Raw genomic sequence first — 22,855 nt, forward strand, 5'->3', positions numbered from 1 at the left:
CTCGGTGTGCCCTCACTCCGGCTTTGGAGCGTGTGCCGCCGCGATGGGCCATCCTTGGCCCAGCGCGGCTAACCCGGCGTCCTGCCGGGTTACCCACGCTCCAAAGCCTGCGTTCGGCCAGCGTGTTTGACGGGGCGCCTCAGATCAAAAGCAAAAGCGCGGCGGCCTTAGGGCCGACCGGCTTTGTGTGTCGTATGCGGTCAAAAATGTGGGAGCTGGCTTGCCTGCGAAGGCGTCATCTGCACCACCCCGGCTTGCGCTTCTGCACAAACGCCTGCGTCCCCTCAATCCCTTCTTCGCTCCTCACCGCCTCGGCAAACCACTGCGCGCCTCGATCCAGCACGCCTTCAAGCGGTTCATCCACACTCGCCAGCAACAGCGCTTTAGTCCGCCCATTCGCGCCCGGCGCACACCGCAGCACTTGCCCCAACACCTCATCCAAACGCTCCGCCAATGCCTGCGGGTCGCGCTCGGTGAAGTGCACGACGCCCAGTCGCTCCGCTTCCACCCCATCAAACCGCGCCGCCGTCAGCGCCAGCCGTCGTGCCTGGGTCAGACCAATGCGCTTCACCACAAACGGCGCAATCTGCGCGGGTAATAACCCCAGACTGGTCTCCGGCAAACCGAATTGCGCCTGGTGATCGGCAATCGCAATATCACTCACACACGCCAACCCGAACCCACCGCCCAGCACCGCGCCTTGCAGCACTACGATCACTACTTGCGGCACCGCTTCCACTTCTTGCAGTAACGTGCCAAACGCCCGATTCAGCGCCTGTAGTTGGTTGCCCGCAGTGACCAGGTCCTTCACATCCGCCCCGGCGCAGAAATGTCCGCCCGCGCCGCTGATCACCAGCGCGCGCACCTGGCTGTCCAGCTGTGCCAATACGGCGCGCAGTTCGTTGACCATCTCCAGGCTCATCGCATTGCGGCTTTCCGGTCGGTTGAGGGTGATGTGCAGCACGCCGTTGTGCGGTTCCAGCAGCAAGGTATTCATGATTTTTTCCCCGGCAGGGTGCCCATCAGTTTGCAGATGATGCCCAGCATGATTTCGTCGGCGCCGCCGCCAATCGATACGAGGCGCACATCGCGGTAAGCGCGGGCCACAGGGTTGTCCCACATAAAGCCCATGCCGCCCCAGTATTGCAGGCAACTGTCGCTGACTTCGCGGCCCAGACGCCCGGCCTTGAGTTTGGCCATGGAGGCCAGGCGGGTTACGTCCTTGCCTTTGACGTATTGCTCGGTGGCCTGGTAGACCAACGCGCGCAGGCATTCGATTTCGGTGGACAGTTCGGCCAGGCGAAAGTGGATGACTTGGTTGTCGATCAGCGCCTTGCCGAAGGTCTGGCGCTCTTTGCAGTAGTCGATGGTGCTGTCGATGCAATGCTCCAGGCCCTTGATCATATTGGCCGCGCCAAACAGGCGTTCTTCCTGGAATTGCAGCATCTGCATCATGAAGCCTGCGCCTTCGTGGCCGATGCGGTTGCGCTGGGGCACGCGCACGTTGTCGAAAAACACCTGCGCGGTCTCGGAGCTGTGCATGCCGAGTTTTTCCAGGGGCGGGCTGACGCTGATGCCGGGGGTGTTCATCGGCAGCATGATCAGTGATTTGTTGATGTGCGGTTTGTCGTCGGAGGTGTTGGCCAGCAAGCAGATAAAGTCGGCGCTGGGCGAGTTGGTGATCCACATTTTGCTGCCGTTGATCACGTAGTCGTCGCCGTCTTTGCGCGCATGGGTCTTGAGCCCGGCCACGTCGGAACCGGCGCCGGTTTCCGAGACGCCGATGCAGCCGACCTGTTCGCCGCTGATGGCCGGGCGCAGGAATTCGTCGCGCAGTTCATCGGAGCCGAAGCGGGCGAGGGCGGGGGTGCACATGTCGGTTTGCACGCCGATGGACATGGGGATACCGCCGCAACGGATGGTGCCGAACTCTTCGGCGGCGACGATAGAGTAGCTGTAGTCCAGGCCCATGCCGCCGAATGTCTCCGGCTTGGAAATGCCCAGCAGGCCGAGGTCGCCGGCCTTGCGGAAGATCTCGTGGATGGGAAAGCGCCCGGCTTTTTCCCATTCATCCACATGGGGGTTGATCTCGCGGTCGACGAAGGCACGGACGGTGCGGCGCAGTTCCTGGTGTTCCTGGGTGAAGATCATTTTTATTGTTCTCCTGATCGCGACGCGGAGCGTCCCGGCGAAATTTAGAGACGCGCTACACCGAAAGTATTGGCTTGCAACTCACGCACCTCGGCCTCGTGGCAGGTATCCAGCAAAAAGCCCAGCAAGGTCCGCGTATCCCGTGGATCAATCAACCCGTCGTCCCACAGGTTGGCGCTGCCGTACAGCGCGGTGGACTGGCTGTCGAGCTTCTGCGCGGTGACCTGCTCCAACATATCCAGCACTTTGGGATCCGGCACCAGGCCGTCCTTCAACTGCTTGGCCTCGGTGACAATCCGCAGCACCTTGCCCGCCTGCGCGCCACCCATGACCGCGGTGCGGCTGTTGGGCCAGGCGAAGATAAAACGCGGGTCCAGGCCGCGGCCGCACATCGCGTAGTTGCCCGCGCCATAAGAGCCGCCCACCACCACCGTGAGTTTAGGCACGCGGGCATTGGCCACCGCCTGGATCATCTTTGCGCCGTGTTTGATCACGCCTTGTTGTTCCGACTCGGTGCCCACCATGAAACCGGTGGTGTTGTGCAGGAACAATAGCGGCGTGCGGCTCTGGTCGCAGAGCTGGATGAATTGCGCGGCCTTGCTCGCGCCCTTCGGCGTGATGGGGCCATTGTTGCCAATCACGCCGACGGCGCGGCCCTGGATGTGCAGGTGGCCGCAGACAGTGTGCGCATCGAACTCGCCTTTGAACTCGAGGAACTGCGAGCCGTCTGCCAGGCGCGCGAGGATTTCGCGCACGTCGTAGGGTTTTTTCGGGTCGTCGGGGATCAGGCCCAGCAGTTCTTCGATGGGGTACAGCGGCTCTGCGAAGGCGCGTTTCGGCACCGGCGGCAGGCGATCGTCCCAAGGCAACAGGCTGACAATCTCACGAGCGATGCGTACGCCGTCGGCGTCATTTTCCGCCAAGTACTCGGCGGTGCCGGCCGTTTGTGCGTGCATCTCGGCGCCGCCCAGTTCTTCATCGGTCGCCACTTCGCCGGTCGCGGCCTTGAGCAGCGGCGGACCAGCGAGGAACAGTTTGGCGCGTCCGCGCACCACCACCACGTAATCCGACAACCCCGGCTGATACGCACCGCCCGCCGTGGCCGAGCCATGCACCACGGTGATCTGCGGCAAGCCCATGGCCGACATGCGCGCCTGGTTGGCAAAGCTGCGCGCGCCTTCGACGAAAATCTCGGCGGCATAGTTGAGGTTGGCACCGCCGCTCTCGGCCAGGGTCACCACCGGCAGCTTGTTCTCCATGGCGATCTGTTGCAGGCGCAGGGATTTCTTCAAGCCCGTGGGGGAAATGGTGCCGCCCTTGATCGCGCTGTTATTGGCCACCACCAGCATGCGCACGCCGCTGACGTAGCCGATCCCGGCGATCAACCCACCGCCGGCGGCGCTGCCGTCCTTGTCGTCGTGCAGCTTGTAGCCGGCCAGGCTGGCCAGCTCCAGAAACGGCGCGCCGGGGTCCAGCAAAAGGTTGAGGCGTTCGCGGGGCAGCAGTTGGCCGCGCTTGTCGAACTTGGGCTTGGCGTCCTGTGCCTTGCTCAGCAGGGTGTGTTCCAGTTCGCGCACGTGGGTGATGGCGGCGAGCATGGCTTCACGGTTCTGCGCGAACTGTGGGCTGTGGGTATCGATCAGGGATTCAATCACCGGCATGGCTTATTTCTCCGCCTTGAGCACATCCGGCAGGTAGGCGCGGTGGAAGCCGTTGAACGGTTCGCTCGACGGTTGCGCCTTGTGCAACGGCCAGGCGCGGCTGCCGAGGCTGGCGGCGCCGTCAATGCGCAGGGTGCTACCGCTGATAAAGGCGGCGGCGGGGCTGAGCAGGAAGACGATGGCTGCGCTGACTTCCGACTCGGTGCCGATGCGCTTGAGCGGCACATGCTCGCGCAGGGTTGGAATCACTGCCTTGAACGCACCTTCGTAGGTGTCCATGCCGCTGGAAGCGATCCAGCCCGGCGCGACGGCGTTGACTCGCACGCCGGCACAACCCCACTCAAAGGCGGCGGTCTTGGTGAAGTTGTCCATGCCGGCGCGCGCCGCGCCCGAGTGGCCCATGCCGGGCATGCCGCCCCACATGTCCGCGAGCATGTTGACGATGGCACCACCGTGCTTGCTCATGGATTGGTTGAACACTTCACGGGCCATCAGGAAACCGCCGACCAGGTTGGTGCGCAGCACGGTTTCAAAGCCTTTCTGGTTGATCGAGGCCAATGGTGACGGGTACTGGCCGCCGGCGTTATTCACCAAACCGTGGATCGGGCCGTGATCACTCAGGATCTGGCTGACCAGCGTCTTCACCGCCTCCTCATCGCGAATGTCGCAGGCCTGCCAATGAGCGATGCCACCGTCTTCAGCGATTTCCGCTGCGACCGCTTGCAGCTTTTCCGGCTTGCGTCCCACCAGAATCACCTGGGCGCCCAAGGCTGCCAATTCGTGTGCAGTGCAACGGCCAATCCCGCTGCCACCGCCGGTGACAATCACGGTTTGCCCCTGAAACAGGTCGGCTTTGAAGATCGAGTCGAAGGCCACGGCAACGCTCCTGGTTATACGAGTTGATCGGCTATGTGCTGCGGCACGGCAATCGGGATTTCCAGCAGTTGCTGGGCGAGGGCTTTACCTTGCGGGTCAATGCGCAGGCTGGCGATGCCACCACCACCGAGTGCGTTTTCCAGCAAAAAGTTGAGGCTGTGGCTGCCGGGCAAATACCAGCGCTCGACGCGGCCATGCACGGGATCCAGTACGTGGCCCATCCAATCGACAATCACCTCCGGGGTCAGCGCCTCGGCGATCCACGGCAGGTAGTCGGGGTCACGGGCGATTACGCCGATGTTGCTGTGGTTACCCTTGTCGCCGGAGCGCGCCACGGCCAGTTTCACCAGAGGCACGCTGGCGTCGGCGCGGCCTTGGGGTTTGGGTGGGACGATCGGTGCAGCGGGCAGGGTGGGGGCGTCGGCAATCGGCAGTGCGCAGGTGTGGCGTTCGCCTCGGAGGTCGATTTCCAGCTCGCAGGCGGATTTGTCGATCAGGAACGAAAACAGCCGAATCAGCGGATACACCGTTGGCCGCCCGCCGACGATGCCGGTCAGCCCTGGCGCCATGCCGGTGGCGGCCTGGGCAATCTCGCGGGCGAACAGCACCAGCGCCTGTTTACTGGGGTGTCGCACCGCCAATTTCACCACCACTTCGCGGCAGTCCTGGCGCATCGCATGGGCGCCATAAGTCGCTTCGCTCCCCAGCAGTTCGATATTCACCTCGGTGTAGGGCGCCCAGCCGCGTTGGCTGAACAGCTCCGAGGTTTTGTTGATGATCGCCTGGCCGACCCGTTCGGCCTTGGCCACCGCATCGATTCCGGCGATCAGGCAACTGGCGGTGCAGCGAAAACCCTCCGGGTAGGTGGCGCTGACTTTGTACTGGTCGGTTGGGGGCGAGCCCTTGGCGCCATGCAGGCGCACCCGGTTCTTACCTTGCTGCTGCAATTTGACCTGGCTGAAATCGCAGATGACATCCGGTAGCAGGTAGGCATGCGGATCGCCGATTTCATACAGCAACTGTTCGGCCACGCTGAGTTCGCTGATCAGCCCACCGCTGCCGTCGACTTTACTCACAATAAACTGGCCGTCGGCGCTGACGTCTACGATAGGAAAGCCGATGTGCTCGTAGTCCGGTACCTCGCGCCAATCGGTGAAATTGCCGCCGGTGCACTGCGCGCCGCATTCGATGATATGCCCGGCCAGTGCGGCCTGGGCGAGGCGGTCGTAGTCCTGCCAGGACCAGTTGAACGCATGCACCAACGCCGCGCTGACCACCGCACTGTCCACCACGCGGCCGGTGATGACGATGTCCGCGCCCAATGCCAGCGCCTGTGCAATGCCCGGTGCGCCGAGGTAAGCATTGGCGGACACGCACATCGGCGGCAGCGGTGCGCCATTGAACATATCGGTGATGCCGTGCAGCCGTTTGAGCTGAGGCTGCAGGTCATCCCCCAGCAACACGGCGATGTTCAGTGCAACGCCCGCATGGTCACAGGCTGCTTGCAGAGCGGCGGCGCAGGCCTGGGGGTTGATGCCGCCAGCGTTGCTGATCACACGGACGCCCTGGCGTTGGATATCGCCCAGCAACGGCGTGAGCACGTCGACAAAATCCGTGGCGTAGCCGGCCTGGGGATCTTTCATCCGCGCACCGGCCAGGATCGACATCGTGACTTCCGCCAGGTAGTCGAAGACCAGGTAATCCAGCTCACCGCCGTGCACCAACTGCGCGGCAGCGGTACACGTGTCGCCCCAGAAGGCGCTGGCACAGCCGATACGAACCGTCTTGCTCATGAGAAATCCTTCCTCGAATGGCTGTTAGCGAGACTACCAAGCAAGCGCTTGGTTTGTAAACTCCATGCACAAGTTTTAGCCAAGCGCTTGCTTGGGTGGCTGTCACGGCCTAAATTGCCGGCCAAGACGTCCGTGGAAGTAGAGGAGAGAGGCATGGATGAGCATAAAGCCCTGCGGGTGATGCGCACCATGATCGACGGCGGCCAATTGACCGACCCCGAAAGCGCTCGTGGCAAGCTGCTGCAAACGGCGGCCCACCTGTTTCGCAACAAGGGCTTCGAGCGCACCACCGTGCGCGACCTGGCCAGCGCCGTGGGTATCCAGTCCGGCAGCATCTTTCATCACTTCAAGAGCAAGGACGAGATCCTGCGCGCGGTGATGGAAGAAACCATCCACTACAACACCGCGATGATGCGCGCATCTCTTGAGGAAGCCACCGACGTACGCGAACGTGTGTTGGCGCTGATCCGCTGCGAATTGCAGTCGATCATGGGCGGCAGCGGCGAAGCGATGGCGGTGCTGGTGTACGAATGGCGCTCGCTGTCGGCTGAAGGCCAGGCTCAGGTGCTGGCTCTGCGCGATGTGTACGAGGCGCTGTGGCTGCAAGTGCTGGGCGAGGCCAAGGACGCCGGCTATATCCGTGGCGATGTGTTTATCACCCGGCGCTTCCTGACCGGCGCTTTGTCCTGGACCACCACTTGGTTCCGCGCCGAGGGCAGCATGACCCTCGAGCAATTAGCCGAAGAAGCCCTGCTGATGGTTCTGAAGGCCGATTGAGGCGCAAGGTATTAATTTGCCGGAGAAAAGTTGTCTCGCCAGACAAAAACGCCTAGCTTATCGCCATTAGCGTGTTGAACGGTGTGTGCCTTGATGTTTTCGCCATGGCGGCTGGCTGCAGGACTAACTTTTTGGGCAGTGGGCGCCGCGTGGTGGATGCCGGCTTCGGCTGCCCAATTGGTCAGGATCGGCGCGGCGCATTTCCCGCCTTACACCGTGCGTCCGGAGCAGGGCGCTGACACCGGTTTGCTGCCGCAACTGGTCGAGGCCTTGAACGCCTCGCAGACCGATTATAAATTTGTGCTGGTGCCCACCTCAATTCCGCGACGTTTTCGCGATTTCGAGCAGGGCCGGATTGATATGGCCATCTTCGAAAACCCCGACTGGGGCTGGCAGGAGATCCCCCACACGACAGTCGACATGGGCCTGGAAGACGCGGAAATTTTCGTCGCCCAGCGTGAGCCTGGTCGCGACCAGGCCTATTTCGCTGACCTGAACGGCAAGCATTTGGCGGTATTCAGCGGTTACCACTACGCCTTCGCACATTTCAACCCCGATCCCAAGTACATGGCTGAGCACTTCAACGCCACGTTGACCTACTCCCATGACAGCAACCTGTTGATGGTCGCGCGCGGGCGGGCCGACATCGCCTTGGTGACCCGTTCTTACCTGAGTGATTTCATGGTGCGCAACGTGGACATGGCCGGGCAGTTCCTGGTGTCGGAGCGTATCGACCAGGTGTATCACCACTACGCATTGCTGCGCCCCAAAGCGCCGATCACGGGGGAAGCGTTTTCCGCGTTGCTCAAGCGCTTGCGCGAAAATGGCGAGATGTTGAAGATTTTCGAGCCGTATCGGATTGATGTGACGCCGGTACCCTGAGAGGCACAACACAGATCAAAACTGTGGGAGCTGGCTTGCCTGCGATAGCGGTGTATCAGGGAAAACATGGGTAGCTGACCCACCGCTATCGCAGGCAAGCCAGCTTCCACATTGTTTACAGCGGCGTGTCAGACCCGCCGCGCAAACGTATCGCTGTGGTTGCCCGACACCTTGCGGCAATGCACCAGCGCATCCCGAATCATAAAATTCACCAAGGTCGGCGATACGCCGAGTTCCTTGGCGATATCCTTTTGCGGCACGCCATGCAGGCGGTACATCTCGAACGCGTAGCGGGTGCGCTGCGGCAACTCCGTCAGGGCGTCGGCGATGTTTTCCAGGGTATTGAAATTGATGTGCGAGGTTTCCGGTGAAGCGCCGTGAATAACCACATTCAAGCCTTCCTCTTCGGTGCCTGAGTATTTGAGCTCCAGGGCCTGCTTGCGGTAGTGATCGATCGCCAAGTTGCGCACGATCTGGAACAGATAGCTGAGCTGGGCCTTGAACGATGAGGTGATCGTCGGCGCCGACTGCAGGCGGAAGTAGGCATCCTGCACTACGTCTTCGGCCCGGGAGCGGCACCCGGTAATACGTGCCGCAATCTTCACCAGAATCAGTCGATTATCGACGAACGCCTGGAGAAGCGGTGAGTCGCACCTGCCTGTGGATACTTGTTCCGTCATGGAAATCACCTTGTCGCAAAAGAGGTTAGGGGAGGGCGTCCTTGCTGAGGCCTCCTACACATCGGGCAACAAATTATGCTGAATGATAATGATTGTCAAATGAGAAGGCGAACTAATCTTATGCTTTCTGGTTAGGTGTGAACCGCGTCTCGCTTGTACCCGACGACTAATTATTTGCCGGTGCCGTCCGTTCTTCTGGGTGACAGGTCCGTTAGTAAAACGACCAAGGATCAGCACCCGCAGGAGGACGAGATGGGTTTGCATCGTGCACACAGCGTGTTTCAGTTTGGAGTCGTCGCCTGATGAGTACGCCGGCTCGACTGCGTCTGTTCTGCCTGCCTTATTCGGGCGCCAGCGCTATGGTTTACGCGCGTTGGCGCAGGGCCCTGCCAGAGTGGTTGCACGTTTGCCCATTGGAATTGCCTGGCCGTGGCATGCGCATGGACGAACCGTTGCAGCGCGATATCAAAGCCTTGGCTGCGCAGCTCGCGGATGAAATCAGCCGTGACTTGAACGGCCCTTATGCCTTGTTCGGCCACAGCCTCGGCGGCCTGCTCGCCTTCGAACTGGCCCACGCGCTGAATGCACGCAATGTGCCTGCGCCGTTGGCGCTGTTCGCTTCAGGTACAGCCGGGCCGGCACGTCGTGACGTGAGCGAATACGCCATCGAAAAGACCGACGAACAACTGATCACCCGCCTGCGCGAGCTGCAAGGCACCGCCGAAGAAGCCCTGGCCAACCCCGAGTTGATGCAGTTGATGCTGCCAATCCTGCGCGCCGATTTTCTCTTGTGCGGCAGCTTCACCTATGGCGAGCGGGCGCCGCTGGGCATGCCGATTCATGTATTTGGCGGCAAACAGGACAGCGTGCGCGCCGACCAGTTGCTCGACTGGCAACTCGACGCCGCCAGTGGCTTTTCCCTGGACATGTTCGACGGCCACCACTTCTTCCTCATCCAACACGAAAGCGCCGTGCTGCGCTGCGTGCGGCGCTACGCCGACGAACACCTGGCCCGCTGGCGCAACGGCGCGGCGCGGCAACTGGCCGCCGGCTAAAAGCCCCCCCAATTCCCGAATTTCCCGCAAGCCGATTTCAGGCAGGAACCCCATGATGGACGCCTTCGAACTTCCCCAAACGCTGGTCCAGTCCCTTCAACGTCGCGCCGTGCAGACGCCTGACCAGGTCGCTCTGCGCTTCCTCGCTGAGTCGGCCGAGCACGGCGTTGTGCTCAGTTACCGCGACCTGGACCTGCGCGCCCGCAGCATCGCCGCTGCCTTGCAAGCCAATGCGGACCTGGGCGACCGTGCGGTGCTGTTGTTCCCCAGCGGCCCGGATTACGTCGCGGCGTTCTTTGGTTGCCTGTACGCCGGGGTCATTGCGGTGCCGGCTTACCCGCCGGAGTCGACCCGTCGCCACCACCAGGAACGCCTGCTGTCGATCATCAGCGATGCCGAGCCGCGCCTGCTGCTGACCGTCGCGAGCCTTGCCGATGGCCTGGCGCAGATCGAAAACGCCCCAATGGTATTGAGCGTCGATACTCTGGAGAGTGCCGGCACTTGGATCGCCCCCGACCTGCACCCCGACGACATCGCATTCCTGCAATACACCTCCGGCTCCACCGCATTGCCCAAGGGCGTGCAAGTCAGCCATGGCAACCTGGTGGCCAACGAAGTGCTGATCCGTCGCGGCTTTGGCATCGACCTTAACCCGGATGACGTGATCGTCAGCTGGCTGCCGCTGTACCACGACATGGGCCTGATCGGCGGCCTGCTGCAACCAATCTTCAGCGGCGTGCCCTGCGTGTTGATGTCGCCGGCGTACTTCCTCGGTCGGCCATTGCGCTGGCTGGAAGCGATCAGCGAATACGGCGGTACCATCAGCGGCGGCCCGGATTTCGCCTATCGCCTGTGCAGCGAAAGGGTCAGCGAGTCGGCGTTGGAGCGCCTGGACTTGAGCCAGTGGCGCGTGGCCTATTCCGGCTCCGAACCGATCCGCCTCGACACCCTGGAACGCTTCGCCGAGAAGTTCGCTGCCTGCGGTTTTACCCCGAATAATTTCTTCGCGTCCTACGGCCTGGCTGAAGCGACCCTGTTTGTCGCTGGTGGCATTCGCGGCCATGGCATCCCGGCGCTGCGCGTCGACGAGCAGGCATTGGCTGCCAACCGTGCCGAGCCGGGGCAGGGCAGTGCGATCATGAGTTGCGGCACCAGCCAACCCGAACACGCGGTGCTGATCGCCGACCCGCACACCCTCACCGAACTGGCCGAGAATAACGTCGGCGAGCTCTGGGCCACCGGGCCGAGCATCGCCCACGGCTACTGGCGCAACCCCGAAGCCACCGCCAAGACCTTTGTGCGACACGCTGGCCGTACCTGGCTGCGCACCGGCGACCTGGGTTTTATCCGCGACGGTGAGGTGTACATCACCGGCCGCCTGAAAGACCTGCTGATCGTGCGCGGTCATAACCTGTACCCGCAGGACATCGAGCAGACCATCGAGCGCGAAGTGGAAGTGGTGCGCAAAGGCCGGGTCGCGGCATTCGCAGTGAATGACCAGGGCCTGGAAGGTATCGGCATTGCCGCCGAAATCAGCCGCAGCGTGCAGAAAATCCTGCCGCCCGATGCGCTGATCAAGGCGATCCGCCAAGCCGTCGCCGAGGCGTATCAGGAGGCGCCGAGCGTGGTGGTGCTGCTCAACCCGGGTGCCTTGCCGAAGACCTCCAGCGGCAAGGTGCAACGTGCAGCGTGTGCGCTGCGGTATGTCGATGGCAGCCTCGACAGCTATGCGCAGTTCCCTGATCTGCACGTGCAGGTCAGCGATGCAGCGTTGGGCTGCGAACTGCAAAACCAGATCGCCGCGATCTGGTGCGAGCAACTGCACGTCGCGACGGTCGCGGCCGATGACCATTTCTTCCTGCTCGGCGGCAACTCCATCACCGCCACCCAGGTGGTCGCGCGCCTGCGTGAAACACTGGGCCTGGAGCTGAACCTGCGCATGTTGTTCGAAGCGCCAACCCTGGAAGGCTTTGCCGCCAATGTTGCGCAGTTGGAGCAGGACGGCGGCGTCGCCCAAGGCGCCATCCATAGCCTGTCACGCCAGGAAGACCTGCCCCAATCCCTGGCGCAAAACCGCCTGTGGATCACCTGGCAACTGGACCCACACAGCAGCGCCTACACCATCCCCGGCGCCCTGCGCCTGCGCGGCCAGCTGGATGAAGACGCCGTGCGCTTGAGCTTCCAACACCTGGTCCAGTGCCACGAAGCCCTGCGCACCCGCTTCTACGAACGCGACGGCCAGGCCTTCCAGCGCGTCGATGCCAAGGCGGATTTCGAGCTCCAATTCATCGACCTCAGCGACCTGCCCGTGGCCGAGCGTGAAACCCGCGCGCAACAGATTCGCGAAGACGAAGCGCGCACCCAGTTCGACCTGGAAAAAGGCCCGCTGCTGTGGGTGACCCTGGTGCGCCTGGACGATGAAGATCACCAGTTGCTGGTGACGCTGCACCACATCATCGCTGATGGCTGGTCGCTGAATATCCTCATCGACGAATTCTCATGCCTGTACGCCGCCGCAACCCAGGGCGAAACCCTTGAGCTGCCGCCGCTGGCCCTGCAATACGCCGACTACGGTAGCTGGCAGCGCCAATGGCTGGCCGAAGGCGAAGGCCAGCGCCAATTGGCGTACTGGAAAGCGCAACTCGGTGAAGAACATCCAACCCTGAGCCTGGCAACCGACCACCCGCGCTCGGCGCAACACCGGAACAGCGCTTCGCGTCATACCGTACGAACTAGCGTGCACCTCAGCGAAGCGATCCGCCAGACCGCCCAGGCCAACCAATCCACCCCGTTCATGTTGTTACTGGCAGCATTCCAGAGCCTGCTCTACCGCTACAGCGGTCAGCGTGACATTCGCATCGGCGTGCCCAACGCCAACCGTCCGCGCCAGGAAACCCAAGGCCTGGTCGGCTTTTTCATCAACACGCAGGTCATGCGTGCCGAGCTGGACGGGCGTCTGCCGTTCAACGACCTGTTGGCCGCGACTCGCCAGGCTGCGTTGGGCGCCCAGGCCCATCAGGACCTGCCGTTCGAACAACTGCTGGAAGCCTTCCCGCAAGCGCGCGAACAGGGTCTGTTCCAGGTCATGTTCAACCACCAGCAACGCGACCTCAGCGCCTTGCGCCGTCTGCCGGGCATGCTCGCCGACGAGCTGCCATGGCACAGCCGCGAAGCCAAGTTCGACCTGCAACTGCACAGCGAAGAAGACCGTAACGGGCGCCTGAGCCTGTCGTTCGACTACGCCGACGAATTGTTTGACAGCGCGACCATCCAGCGCCTGGCCGAGCACTTCATCAACCTGTTGCAAGGCGCGTGTGACCAGCCGCAGCAAGCCATCGGCGATCTCAAGCTGATGCAGGAAGACGAGCAGCAACCGTGGAGTGAAGCGCCGTGCGCGCCCGCCCAGCAATGGCTGCCGGAGCTGCTCAACAGGCACACCTCGGACAGCCCCGCACTGGTCTGGGAGGGCAGCAGCCTGACCTTCGCGCAATTGCACACCCAGGCCAATCGCCTGGCTCACTATCTGCGCGACAAGGGTGTCGGCCCGGATGTGTGCGTGGCGATCGCCGCCGAGCGTTCGCCGCAACTGCTGATCGGCCTGCTGGCGATCATCAAGGCCGGTGGCGCCTACGTGCCGCTGGACCCGGATTACCCCGCCGAGCGCCTGGCCTACATGCTGGAGGACAGCGGCGTGCATCTGCTGCTGACCCAGACCGCGTTGCTGGACCACGTGCCAGTTGCCTGCGGCGTTTGCGTGATTGCGATGGACAGCCTGCACCTCGACAGCTGGCCGACCCAGCCGCCCGGCCTGCACCTGCACGGCGATAACCTCGCTTACGTGATCTACACCTCCGGTTCCACCGGCCAGCCCAAAGGCGTGGGCAATACCCATGCGGCCCTGGCCGAACGCTTGCAGTGGATGCAGGCCACCTATCAACTGAATGACACCGATGTGCTGATGCAAAAGGCACCGATCAGTTTCGACGTGTCGGTGTGGGAATGTTTCTGGCCGCTGATCACCGGTTGCCGCCTGGTGCTGGCCGGCCCTGGCGAGCATCGCGACCCGCACCGTATCGCGCAGTTGGTGCAGGAACACGGCGTGACCACGTTGCACTTTGTGCCGCCGCTGCTGCAGCTGTTCATCGACGAACCGCTGGCCGCCGAATGCACCAGCCTGCGTCGCCTGTTTTCCGGTGGCGAAGCCTTGCCCGCCGAACTGCGCAACCGCGTCCTGGCGCAGTTGCCGGCGGTGCAGCTGCACAACCGTTATGGCCCGACCGAAACCGCGATCAACGTGACCCACTGGCACTGCCGCGCGGAGGACGGCGAGCGCTCGCCGATTGGCCGCCCGCTGGGGAATGTGATCTGCCGCGTGCTGGACGATCAGCTCAACCCCGTGCCGCGGGGTGTGCCGGGTGAACTGTGCATCGGCGGTATCGGCCTGGCCCGGGGTTATCTGGGGCGCGCCGGGTTGACGGCTGAGCGCTTTGTCGCCGACCACTCGGGTGCGCGACTTTATCGCACCGGTGACCGTGCCCGTTGGAGTGCCGATGGTGTGCTTGAGTACCTGGGCCGTCTCGACCAGCAGGTCAAGCTGCGCGGTTTCCGCGTGGAGCCGGAAGAAATCGAAGCGCGCATGCTGGCCCTGGACGGCATCGCCCAAGCCGTGGTGCTGGTGCGTGACGCGCAGTTGATCGGCTACTACACCGCCCACGGCGAACGGGATGAACAGCAGGTCAAAATTGCCCTGGCCGCCGAGCTGCCGGAGTACATGGTGCCCGCGCTGCTGATGCGCCTGGACGCCATGCCCCTGAGCCCCAGCGGCAAGCTGGACCGTCGCGCGTTGCCTGAGCCGGTGTGGCAAACCCGCGAACACATTGAGCCCGAAACCCCACTGCAACAGCAGATCGCCGCCATCTGGCGCGAAGTCCTCGGCCTGCCAAAAATCGGCCTGCGCGATGACTTCTTCGCCCTCGGCGGCCACTCGTTGCTGGCCACGCAGATCATCTCCCGTACCCGCCAAGCGTGTGACGTCGAGCTGCCGTTACGCACCTTGTTTGAAGCCAGTGAGCTGGGCGCTTTTGCCGAGCAGGTCGGCCTGATCCAGGCGTCGGGCCTACGCAACCAGCAGACGGCTATCGCTAAGGTCGATCGCAGCCAGCCGGTGCCGTTGTCCTATTCCCAGCAGCGCATGTGGTTCCTGTGGCAGATGGAACCGGACAGCCCGGCCTACAACGTCGGCGGCATGGCGCGCTTGCGTGGCGTGCTCGATGTGGGGCGTTTCGAGGCAGCGTTGCAGGCCTTGATCATGCGTCACGAAACCCTGCGCACCACCTTCCCGAGCATCGACGGCGTGGCCTATCAAAAGGTCTCGCCGCAGACCGGCTTGCGCATGGATTGGCAGGATTTCTCAGGCCTGAACGAAACCGAGCGCCAGCAGCGTCTGCAGCAGTTGGCTGATCATGAAGCGCACACGCCGTTCAACCTGGAAACCGGGCCGTTGCTGCGTGCCTGCCTGGTCAAGGCCGGCGAACAGGAACACTACCTGGTGCTGACCCTGCACCACATCGTCACCGAAGGCTGGGCCATGGACATCTTTGCCCGTGAACTCAGCGCGCTGTACGAAGCCTTTATCGACGAGCGCGAATCGCCGCTGGCGCCGTTGCCGGTTCAATACCTGGATTACAGCGTGTGGCAGCGTCAGTGGCTGGAGTCCGGCGAGCGTCAGCGCCAACTCGACTACTGGACCGCGCAACTGGGCACTGAACATCCGCTGCTGGAACTGCCCGGCGACCGCCCACGCCCACCGGTGCAAAGCCATCAGGGCGAGCTGTACCGCTTCGACCTCAGCGATGACCTGGCCGCCCGCGTGCGTACCTTCAATGCCGAGCGCGGCCTGACCCTGTTCATGACCATGACCGCCACCCTGGCCGTGTTGCTCTACCGTTACAGCGGCCAGACCGACCTGCGCATCGGCGCCCCCGTCGCCAACCGTATTCGCCCGGAAAGCGAAGGGCTGATTGGCGCGTTCCTCAACACCCAGGTGCTGCGTTGCCAGCTCAATGGGCAGATGAACGTCGCTGAACTGTTCGAGCACGTGCGCCACACGGTGATCGAAGGCCAGTCCCATCAAGACCTGCCGTTCGACCACCTGGTGGAAGCCCTGCAACCGCCGCGTAGTGCGGCGTACAACCCCCTGTTCCAGGTGATGTGCAACGTGCAGCGCTGGGAATTCCAGCAAAGCCGTCAACTGGCCGGCATGACCGTCGAGTACCTGGCCAACGATGCCCGCGCGACCAAGTTCGACCTCAACCTGGAAGTCACCGACCTCGACCATCGCCTGGGTTGCTGCCTGACCTACAGCACCGACCTGTTCGACGAACCGCGTATTGCGCGCATGGCCGACCATTGGCGCAATCTGCTGGAAGCCTTGATCGCCAATCCGCAGCAACGCCTCAGCGAGTTGCCGTTGCTGAGCGCCGATGAACAGCGTGTGGTGCAAGACAGCCTGGGCGTTGAACAAGGTCAGCACCGTCTCGACCAGTGCATCCATCCACTGTTCAGCGAGCAGGCGATGCATCGCCCTGATGCCCCGGCCCTGACCTTTGCTGGTGAAACGCTCACCTACGCCGAGCTGGACGCCCGCGCCAACCGCCTGGCCTGGATGCTGCGTGAGCGTGGCGTCGGCCCGCAGGTGCGCGTCGGCCTGGCGTTGCCGCGTTCCCTGGAAATGGTCATCGGCCTGCTGGCGATCCTCAAGGCCGGTGGCGCCTATGTGCCGCTGGACCCGGAATACCCGCTGGACCGCCTGCACTACATGATCGAAGACAGCGGCATCGGCCTGCTGCTCAGCGATGCGGCGATGTTCGAAGCCCTCGGCAAGTTGCCGGAGACGGTCGCATGCTGGTGCCTGGAAGATGACTTGCCGGTGCTCGCCAACTACCCGTGCGATGCGCTGCCGTTTATCAGCCTGCCGCAACACCAGGCGTATTTGATCTACACCTCCGGCTCCACCGGCAAGCCGAAAGGCGTGGTGGTGTCCCACGGTGAAATCGCCATGCATTGCGCGGCGGTGATCGAGCGCTTTGGCATGCGTCCCGATGACTGCGAGCTGCACTTCTATTCGATCAACTTCGACGCCGCCACCGAGCGTCTGCTGGTGCCGCTACTCAGCGGTGCCCAGGTAGTGTTGCGTGCCCAGGGCCAGTGGGATGCCGAGGAAATCTGCGGATTGATCCGCACCCATGGCATCAACATCCTGGGCTTCACACCGAGCTACGGCAGCCAGTTGGCGCAGTGGTTGGCGACCCAGCAGCAGACCTTGCCGGTGCGCATGTGCATCACCGGTGGCGAAGCGCTGACCGGCGAGCACTTGCAGCGCATCCGTGCCGCATTTCTGCCTGAGGTGTTCTTCAACGCCTATGGCCCGACCGAAACCGTGGTGATGCCGCTGGCCAGTCTTGCGCCCGAGCAGTTGGAGGAGGGCGCCGCAAGCGTGCCGATCGGCAGCATCATCGGTGAGCGCGTGGCCTACATTCTCGACGCCGACCTGGCGTTGGTGCCGCAGGGTTCGACCGGCGAGTTATACGTCGGCGGCGCCGGTCTGGCCCAGGGTTATCACCAGCGCCCGGGCATGACGGCGGAGCGCTTCGTTGCGGATCCGTTTGCCACGCATGGCGGGCGTCTATATCGCACCGGCGACCTGGTGCGCCAGCGCGCCGATGGCCTGGTGGAGTACCTGGGGCGCATCGACCATCAAGTAAAAATTCGCGGTTTCCGTATTGAACTGGGCGAGATCGAAACCCGCCTGCTGGAGCACGATGGCGTGCGCGAAGCGGTGGTGCTGGCGCTGGATTCGCCAAGCGGCAAACAGTTGGTGGCGTACCTGGTCAGCGACGCAGACCACGGCGCGTTGCGCGACGCGCTCAAGGCCCACCTCAAGGCGCAGCTGCCGGACTACATGGTGCCCGCGCACTTGATCGTGCTGGACAGTATGCCGCTGACCGCCAATGGCAAACTCGACCGCCGTGCCTTGCCGCAGCCCGACCCCGAGGCCAATCGCCAACAGTACGTAGCGCCCCGCAATGAGCTGGAAAGCACCTTGGCGGCGATCTGGTGCGCAGTGTTGAATGTGCAGCAAGTCGGCCTGGACGATAACTTCTTTGAACTGGGCGGCGACTCGATCCTGTCGATCCAGGTGGTCAGCCGTGCGCGGCAAGCGGGCATTCACTTCAGCCCGCGCGACCTGTTCCAGCACCAGACCGTGCAAACCCTGGCCGCTGTCGCCACGCGCGCTGAGCACATCAGCGCTGAGCAAGGCGTGCTGACGGGCAGCTCGGGCCTGACGCCGATCCAGCATTGGTTCTTCGACACCGAGATCCCGCAGCGTCAGCACTGGAACCAGGCGCTGCTGCTCAAACCGCTGCAACTGCTTGACCCGCACCGCCTTGAGCAAGCGCTGCTGGCGGTACTGGAACACCACGACGCGCTGCGCCTGAGCTTCACCCGGCGCGAGGCGCAATGGCACGCCGAATACCTCGCCGTACCGCAAGGTGGTGTGTTGATGCAGGCGCAAGTACGGGATATGGCGCAATGTACCGCACTGTTCACCGAGACCCATCGCAGCCTCGACCTGGAGCACGGCCCGCTGTTGCGCGCTTTGTTGGTGGATGGTCCCGAGGGCCAGCAACGCCTGCTGATCGCGATCCATCACTTGGTGGTGGACGGCGTGTCATGGCGTGTATTGCTCGAAGACTTGCAAAGCGTTTACCGCCAACTGAGCGACGGCCAATCCGTCAGCCTGCCAGCCAAGACCAGTGCGCTACGTGATTGGGCCGCGCGTTTGCAGGCCTACGCCGGCAGCGAATCCCTGCGCGAAGAGTTGAGCGTCTGGCAGCACCAACTGGCCGGCCCGCAGGCCGTACTTCCTGTGGCACGCCCGCAAGGCTCGCTGCGCAACCGTGACGCCGACACCGTCAGCGTGCGCCTGGATGCCGAGCACACCCTCCAGTTGCTGCAACAGGCCCCGAGCGCCTACCGCACCCAGGTCAACGACTTGCTGCTGACCGCGTTGGCGCGCATGTTGTGCCGCTGGAGTGGTCACGCTTCGGCGCTGATCCAGCTGGAAGGGCACGGCCGCGAAGCCCTGTTCGATGAGGTCGACCTGACCCGCAGTGTCGGCTGGTTCACCAGTGCCTATCCATTGCGCCTCACCCCGCAAGCCGGACAGGGCGATTCGATCAAGGCGATCAAGGAACAACTGCGTGCCGTGCCGCATAAAGGTGTGGGCTATGGCGTGCTGCGCTACCTGGCGGATGACGTGTGCAAACGCGCCATGGCTGCACTGCCGAGCGCGCAGATCACCTTCAACTACCTCGGCCAGTTCGACCAGAGCTTTGGCGCCGATGCACTGTTCCACCCGCTGGATGAGTCCGCGGGCCTGGCCCATGATCCGGATGCGCCGTTGCCCAACGAGTTGAGCGTGGACAGCCAGGTGTACGGCGGCGAGCTGGTGCTGCGCTGGACCTTCAGCCGTGAGCGCCACGATCAACAGACCATTCGCGAATTGGCCGATGCGTATCTGGCCGAACTGCGAAGCCTGGTCGCGCATTGCCTTGAGGACACCGCCGGCGGCCTCACACCGTCCGACTTCCCGCTGGCGCACTTGACCCAGTCACAGCTCGACAGCTTGCCGGTTCCGGCCAGTGCCATCGAAGACGTTTACCCGCTGACCCCGATGCAGGAGGGCCTGCTGCTGCACACCCTGCTGGAGCCGGGCACCGGCCTCTACTACATGCAGGACCGTTACCGCATCAACAGCGCGTTGGACCCGGAGCGTTTTGCCCAGGCCTGGCAAGCGGTGATCGCCCGCCACGAAGCCCTGCGCGCCTCGTTCTGCTGGAACGTCGGCGAAGACATGCTGCAAGTGGTCCATAAGCCGGGCAGCACGCCGATTGAGTATCTGGACTGGAGCAACGATCCGGAAAGCGAACAGGAACCGCGCCTTCAAGCCTTGCTCAAGCAAGAGCGCGAAGCCGGTTTCGATCTGCTCGAGCAGGCGCCGTTCCACCTGCGCCTGATCCGCGTCGGTGCTGAGCGTTACTGGTTCATGATGAGCAACCACCACATCCTCATCGATGCCTGGTGCCGGTCGTTGCTGATGAACGACTTCTTCGAGATCTACATGGCCCTGGGCGAAGGCCGCGATGCGCAACTGGCCACGCCACCGCGCTACCGCGACTACATCGCCTGGCTGCAGCGCCAGAACCTGAATGAGGCACGCCAGTGGTGGCAGCAGAACCTGCAAGGCTTCGAGCGCACCACGCCGATTCCGAGCGACCGGCCGTTCCTGCGTGAACACGCGGGCCACAGCGGCGGCATGGTGGTGGGCGATTGCTACACCCGCCTCGATGCCTGCGACGGTGTGCAACTGCGTGAACTGGCCCAGGCCCATCAACTCACCGTCAACACGTTTGCCCAGGCCGCATGGGCGCTGGTACTGCGCCGTTTGAGCGGCGATCGCGACGTGCTGTTCGGCGTCACCGTGGCCGGACGCCCGGTGGACATGCCGCAGATGCAACGCACGGTCGGCCTGTTCATCAACAGCATCGCGCTGCGGGTGAAACTGCCCGAGGATGACCAGCGCTGCAGCGTGCGCCAGTGGTTGAGTGGCCTGCTCGACAGCAATATGCAGCTGCGCGAGTACGAATACCTGCCGCTGGTGACGATCCAGGAATACAGCGAATTGCCCAAGGGCCAGCCGCTGTTCGACAGCCTGTTCGTGTTCGAAAACGCCCCGGTGGAAGTCTCGGTGCTGGACCGCGCGCAAAGCCTGAATGCCACCTCGGACTCCGGTCGCACTCACACCAATTTCCCGCTGACGGCTGTGTGTTATCCGGGTGATGACCTCGGTTTGCATCTCTCCTATGACCAGCGTTATTTCGACGAAACCACCGTGCAAGGCATCCTCGGCGAGTTCAAGCGCTTGCTGCTGGCGCTGGTGCAGGGCTTCCATGGCGACATGGCCGACCTGCCGCTGATCGGCGAGCAGGAGCGCGCGTTCCTGGTGGACGGCTGTAATCAGAGCGAACACGCCTATCCGCTGGAGCGCAGCTATATCGAGTTGTTCGAAGAACAAGTGGCCGCGCATCCGCAGCGCATCGCCGCCAGTTGCCTCGACCAGCAGTGGACCTATGACGAACTGAACCGCCGCAGCAACGGTCTGGGTCATGCGCTGATCGCAGCAGGCGTCGGCCTGGATCAACCGGTTGCCTTGCTGGCCGAACGTAACTTGGATTTGCTGGGCATGATCATCGGCAGCTTCAAGGGCGGTGCCGGCTACCTGCCGCTGGACCCGGGCCTGCCGAGCCAGCGTCTGCGCAGCATCATCGACCTGAGCCGCACGCCGTTGCTGGTGTGCACTGAGGCCTGTCGCGAGCAGGCCATCGCGTTGCTGGACGGTTTCGACTGCCAGTTGCTGGTGTGGGAAGAAATACCGGCGCGTGGCGAAAATCCCGGCATCTACAGCGGCCCGGACAACCTCGCCTACGTGATCTACACCTCCGGCTCCACCGGCCTGCCCAAGGGCGTGATGGTCGAGCAGCGCGGCATGCTCAATAACCAACTGAGCAAGGTGCCGTACCTGGCCTTGAGCGACGCGGACGTGATCGCGCAAACCGCTTCGCAGAGCTTCGATATTTCCGTGTGGCAATTCCTCGCTGCACCGCTGTTCGGCGCACGGGTAGATATCGTGCCGAATACCATTGCGCATGATCCCCAGGGCCTGCTGGAGCATGTCCAGGCCCAAGGCATCACCGTGCTGGAAAGCGTGCCGTCACTGATCCAGGGCATGCTGGCCCAGGACCGTATCAGCCTGGACGGCCTGCGCTGGATGCTACCCACCGGTGAAGCGATGCCGCCGGAGCTGGCGCACCAATGGCTGCTGCGCTACCCGCAGATTGGCTTGGTCAACGCGTATGGCCCGGCGGAATGCTCGGATGACGTGGCGTTCTACCGCGTCGACCTGGCGTCTACCCGCGGTACTTACCTACCGATTGGTACGCCCACCGACAACAACCGTTTGTACCTGTTGGACGGTGCGCTGGAGTTGGTGCCCCAAGGCGCTGTGGGCGAGCTGTGCGTCGCCGGCACTGGCGTCGGTCGCGGCTACGTCAGCGATCCGCTGCGCACCGCCCCGGTGTTCGTGCCCAACCCCTTCGGCGCACCGGGCGAGCGCCTGTACCGCACCGGCGACCTGGCGCGGCGTCGCAGCGATGGCGTGCTGGAGTACGTCGGGCGTGTCGACCACCAAGTGAAGATTCGCGGCTACCGCATCGAACTGGGCGAAATCGAAGCGCGCTTGCACGAACAACCGGAAATACGCGACGCGGCGGTGGGTGTGCAGGAAGGCGTCAACGGTAAGCATTTGGTTGGCTACCTGGTGGCAGCTGATGAAGCGCTCAACCCAAGCGAACGCCTGGACCGCATCAAACAACGCCTGCGCGCCGAACTGCCGGAATACATGGTGCCGCTGCACTGGCTCTGGCTCGACCGCCTGCCGCACAACGCCAACGGCAAACTCGACCGCAACGCCCTGCCGGCCCTGGAGATCGGCCAGTTGCACAACCAGGACTACCTGGCGCCACGCAACGAACTGGAAACCACCCTGGCCGCGATCTGGGCCGAGGTGCTGAAAGTCGAACGGGTAGGGGTGCAGGACAACTTCTTTGAGCTGGGCGGGCACTCGTTGCTGGCGACGCAGATTGCCTCGCGGGTGCAGAAAACATTGCAGCGCGATGTACCGCTAAGGGCGATGTTTGAGTGCAGCACGGTGGCGGAGTTGGCTGAATATATTGAGGGGTTGGCGGGGAATGAGATCAGTGCGGAGAAGGTGGATCGGTTGAGTGATTTGATGGCGGAATTGGAGGGGCTTTGATGGGGTCGCTTGTCAGAACTGTCAATTCTGACAGTAGGCAAGTGGG

10 protein-coding genes are annotated in these 22,855 nt (G+C 63.2%); 4 read left to right on the top strand and 6 right to left on the bottom strand.

The genetic code is table 11. The features are described 5' to 3' along the window. Positions 1 to 235 precede the first annotated feature (235 nt). From BFP95_RS24415 to BFP95_RS24435, 5 genes are read right to left on the bottom strand one after another with little or no spacing between them, the layout of a single operon-like run. Complete coding sequence (locus BFP95_RS24415; RefSeq protein ID WP_065910837.1) at positions 236 to 997, bottom strand: enoyl-CoA hydratase/isomerase family protein; 762 nt, start codon at positions 995 to 997, stop codon at positions 236 to 238. Beyond that, the gene (gene atuD, locus BFP95_RS24420; RefSeq protein ID WP_065873404.1) at positions 994 to 2,151 is read right to left on the bottom strand and encodes a citronellyl-CoA dehydrogenase; all 1,158 of its coding nucleotides are present in this window, start codon (positions 2,149 to 2,151) and stop codon (positions 994 to 996) included. The genes BFP95_RS24415 and atuD overlap by 4 nt, the downstream gene beginning before the upstream one ends. A gap of 44 nt (positions 2,152 to 2,195) precedes the next feature. Next, complete coding sequence (atuC, locus tag BFP95_RS24425; protein WP_065891079.1) at positions 2,196 to 3,812, bottom strand: geranyl-CoA carboxylase subunit beta; 1,617 nt, start codon at positions 3,810 to 3,812, stop codon at positions 2,196 to 2,198. 3 nt (positions 3,813 to 3,815) lie between these two features. After that, the gene (locus BFP95_RS24430; protein WP_065873402.1) at positions 3,816 to 4,688 is read right to left on the bottom strand and encodes an SDR family oxidoreductase; all 873 of its coding nucleotides are present in this window, start codon (positions 4,686 to 4,688) and stop codon (positions 3,816 to 3,818) included. Positions 4,689 to 4,702: 14 nt separating this feature from the next. After that, a complete protein-coding gene (locus BFP95_RS24435) occupies positions 4,703 to 6,481 on the bottom strand; it encodes an acyclic terpene utilization AtuA family protein (RefSeq protein WP_065891078.1) in 1,779 nt (592 codons plus the stop codon). 153 nt (positions 6,482 to 6,634) lie between these two features. Between BFP95_RS24435 and BFP95_RS24440 the strand changes: the two genes are divergently transcribed. Beyond that, positions 6,635 to 7,258 (top strand): TetR/AcrR family transcriptional regulator, encoded by a 624-nt coding sequence (locus BFP95_RS24440; protein WP_065873400.1) that lies wholly within the window; start codon positions 6,635 to 6,637, stop codon positions 7,256 to 7,258. Positions 7,259 to 7,351: 93 nt separating this feature from the next. Then, positions 7,352 to 8,140: a substrate-binding periplasmic protein gene (locus BFP95_RS24445; protein ID WP_083207168.1), complete on the top strand. Its 789-nt coding sequence runs from the start codon at positions 7,352 to 7,354 to the stop codon at positions 8,138 to 8,140. A gap of 128 nt (positions 8,141 to 8,268) precedes the next feature. On the opposite strand, the gene BFP95_RS24450 is transcribed toward BFP95_RS24445, so the two are convergent. Next, positions 8,269 to 8,820, bottom strand: coding sequence for an RNA polymerase factor sigma-70 (locus tag BFP95_RS24450; RefSeq protein ID WP_027603895.1), 552 nt, complete (start codon positions 8,818 to 8,820; stop codon positions 8,269 to 8,271). 302 nt (positions 8,821 to 9,122) lie between these two features. Between BFP95_RS24450 and BFP95_RS24455 the strand changes: the two genes are divergently transcribed. Further along, on the top strand, positions 9,123 to 9,875 hold the full coding sequence (locus BFP95_RS24455) for a thioesterase II family protein (protein ID WP_065873398.1): 753 nt from the start codon (positions 9,123 to 9,125) through the stop codon (positions 9,873 to 9,875). 52 nt (positions 9,876 to 9,927) lie between these two features. After that, complete coding sequence (locus BFP95_RS24460; protein WP_065910838.1) at positions 9,928 to 22,809, top strand: non-ribosomal peptide synthetase; 12,882 nt, start codon at positions 9,928 to 9,930, stop codon at positions 22,807 to 22,809. Positions 22,810 to 22,855 lie beyond the last annotated feature (46 nt).

The organism is Pseudomonas sp. 58 R 12 (assembly GCF_900005865.1).
GTDB lineage: Bacteria > Pseudomonadota > Gammaproteobacteria > Pseudomonadales > Pseudomonadaceae > Aquipseudomonas > Aquipseudomonas tritici.

Bases quoted from the DNA above. Each gene is read 5' to 3' on its own strand.
- BFP95_RS24415 (WP_065910837.1), bottom strand. From the start codon at position 997: ATGAATACCTTGCTGCTGGAACCGCACAACGGCGTGCTGCACATCACC.
- atuD (WP_065873404.1), bottom strand. From the start codon at position 2,151: ATGATCTTCACCCAGGAACACCAGGAACTGCGCCGCACCGTCCGTGCC.
- atuC (WP_065891079.1), bottom strand. From the start codon at position 3,812: ATGCCGGTGATTGAATCCCTGATCGATACCCACAGCCCACAGTTCGCG.
- BFP95_RS24435 (WP_065891078.1), bottom strand. From the start codon at position 6,481: ATGAGCAAGACGGTTCGTATCGGCTGTGCCAGCGCCTTCTGGGGCGAC.
- BFP95_RS24440 (WP_065873400.1), top strand. From the start codon at position 6,635: ATGGATGAGCATAAAGCCCTGCGGGTGATGCGCACCATGATCGACGGC.
- BFP95_RS24445 (WP_083207168.1), top strand. From the start codon at position 7,352: ATGTTTTCGCCATGGCGGCTGGCTGCAGGACTAACTTTTTGGGCAGTG.
- BFP95_RS24450 (WP_027603895.1), bottom strand. From the start codon at position 8,820: ATGACGGAACAAGTATCCACAGGCAGGTGCGACTCACCGCTTCTCCAG.
- BFP95_RS24455 (WP_065873398.1), top strand. From the start codon at position 9,123: ATGAGTACGCCGGCTCGACTGCGTCTGTTCTGCCTGCCTTATTCGGGC.
- BFP95_RS24460 (WP_065910838.1), top strand. From the start codon at position 9,928: ATGATGGACGCCTTCGAACTTCCCCAAACGCTGGTCCAGTCCCTTCAA.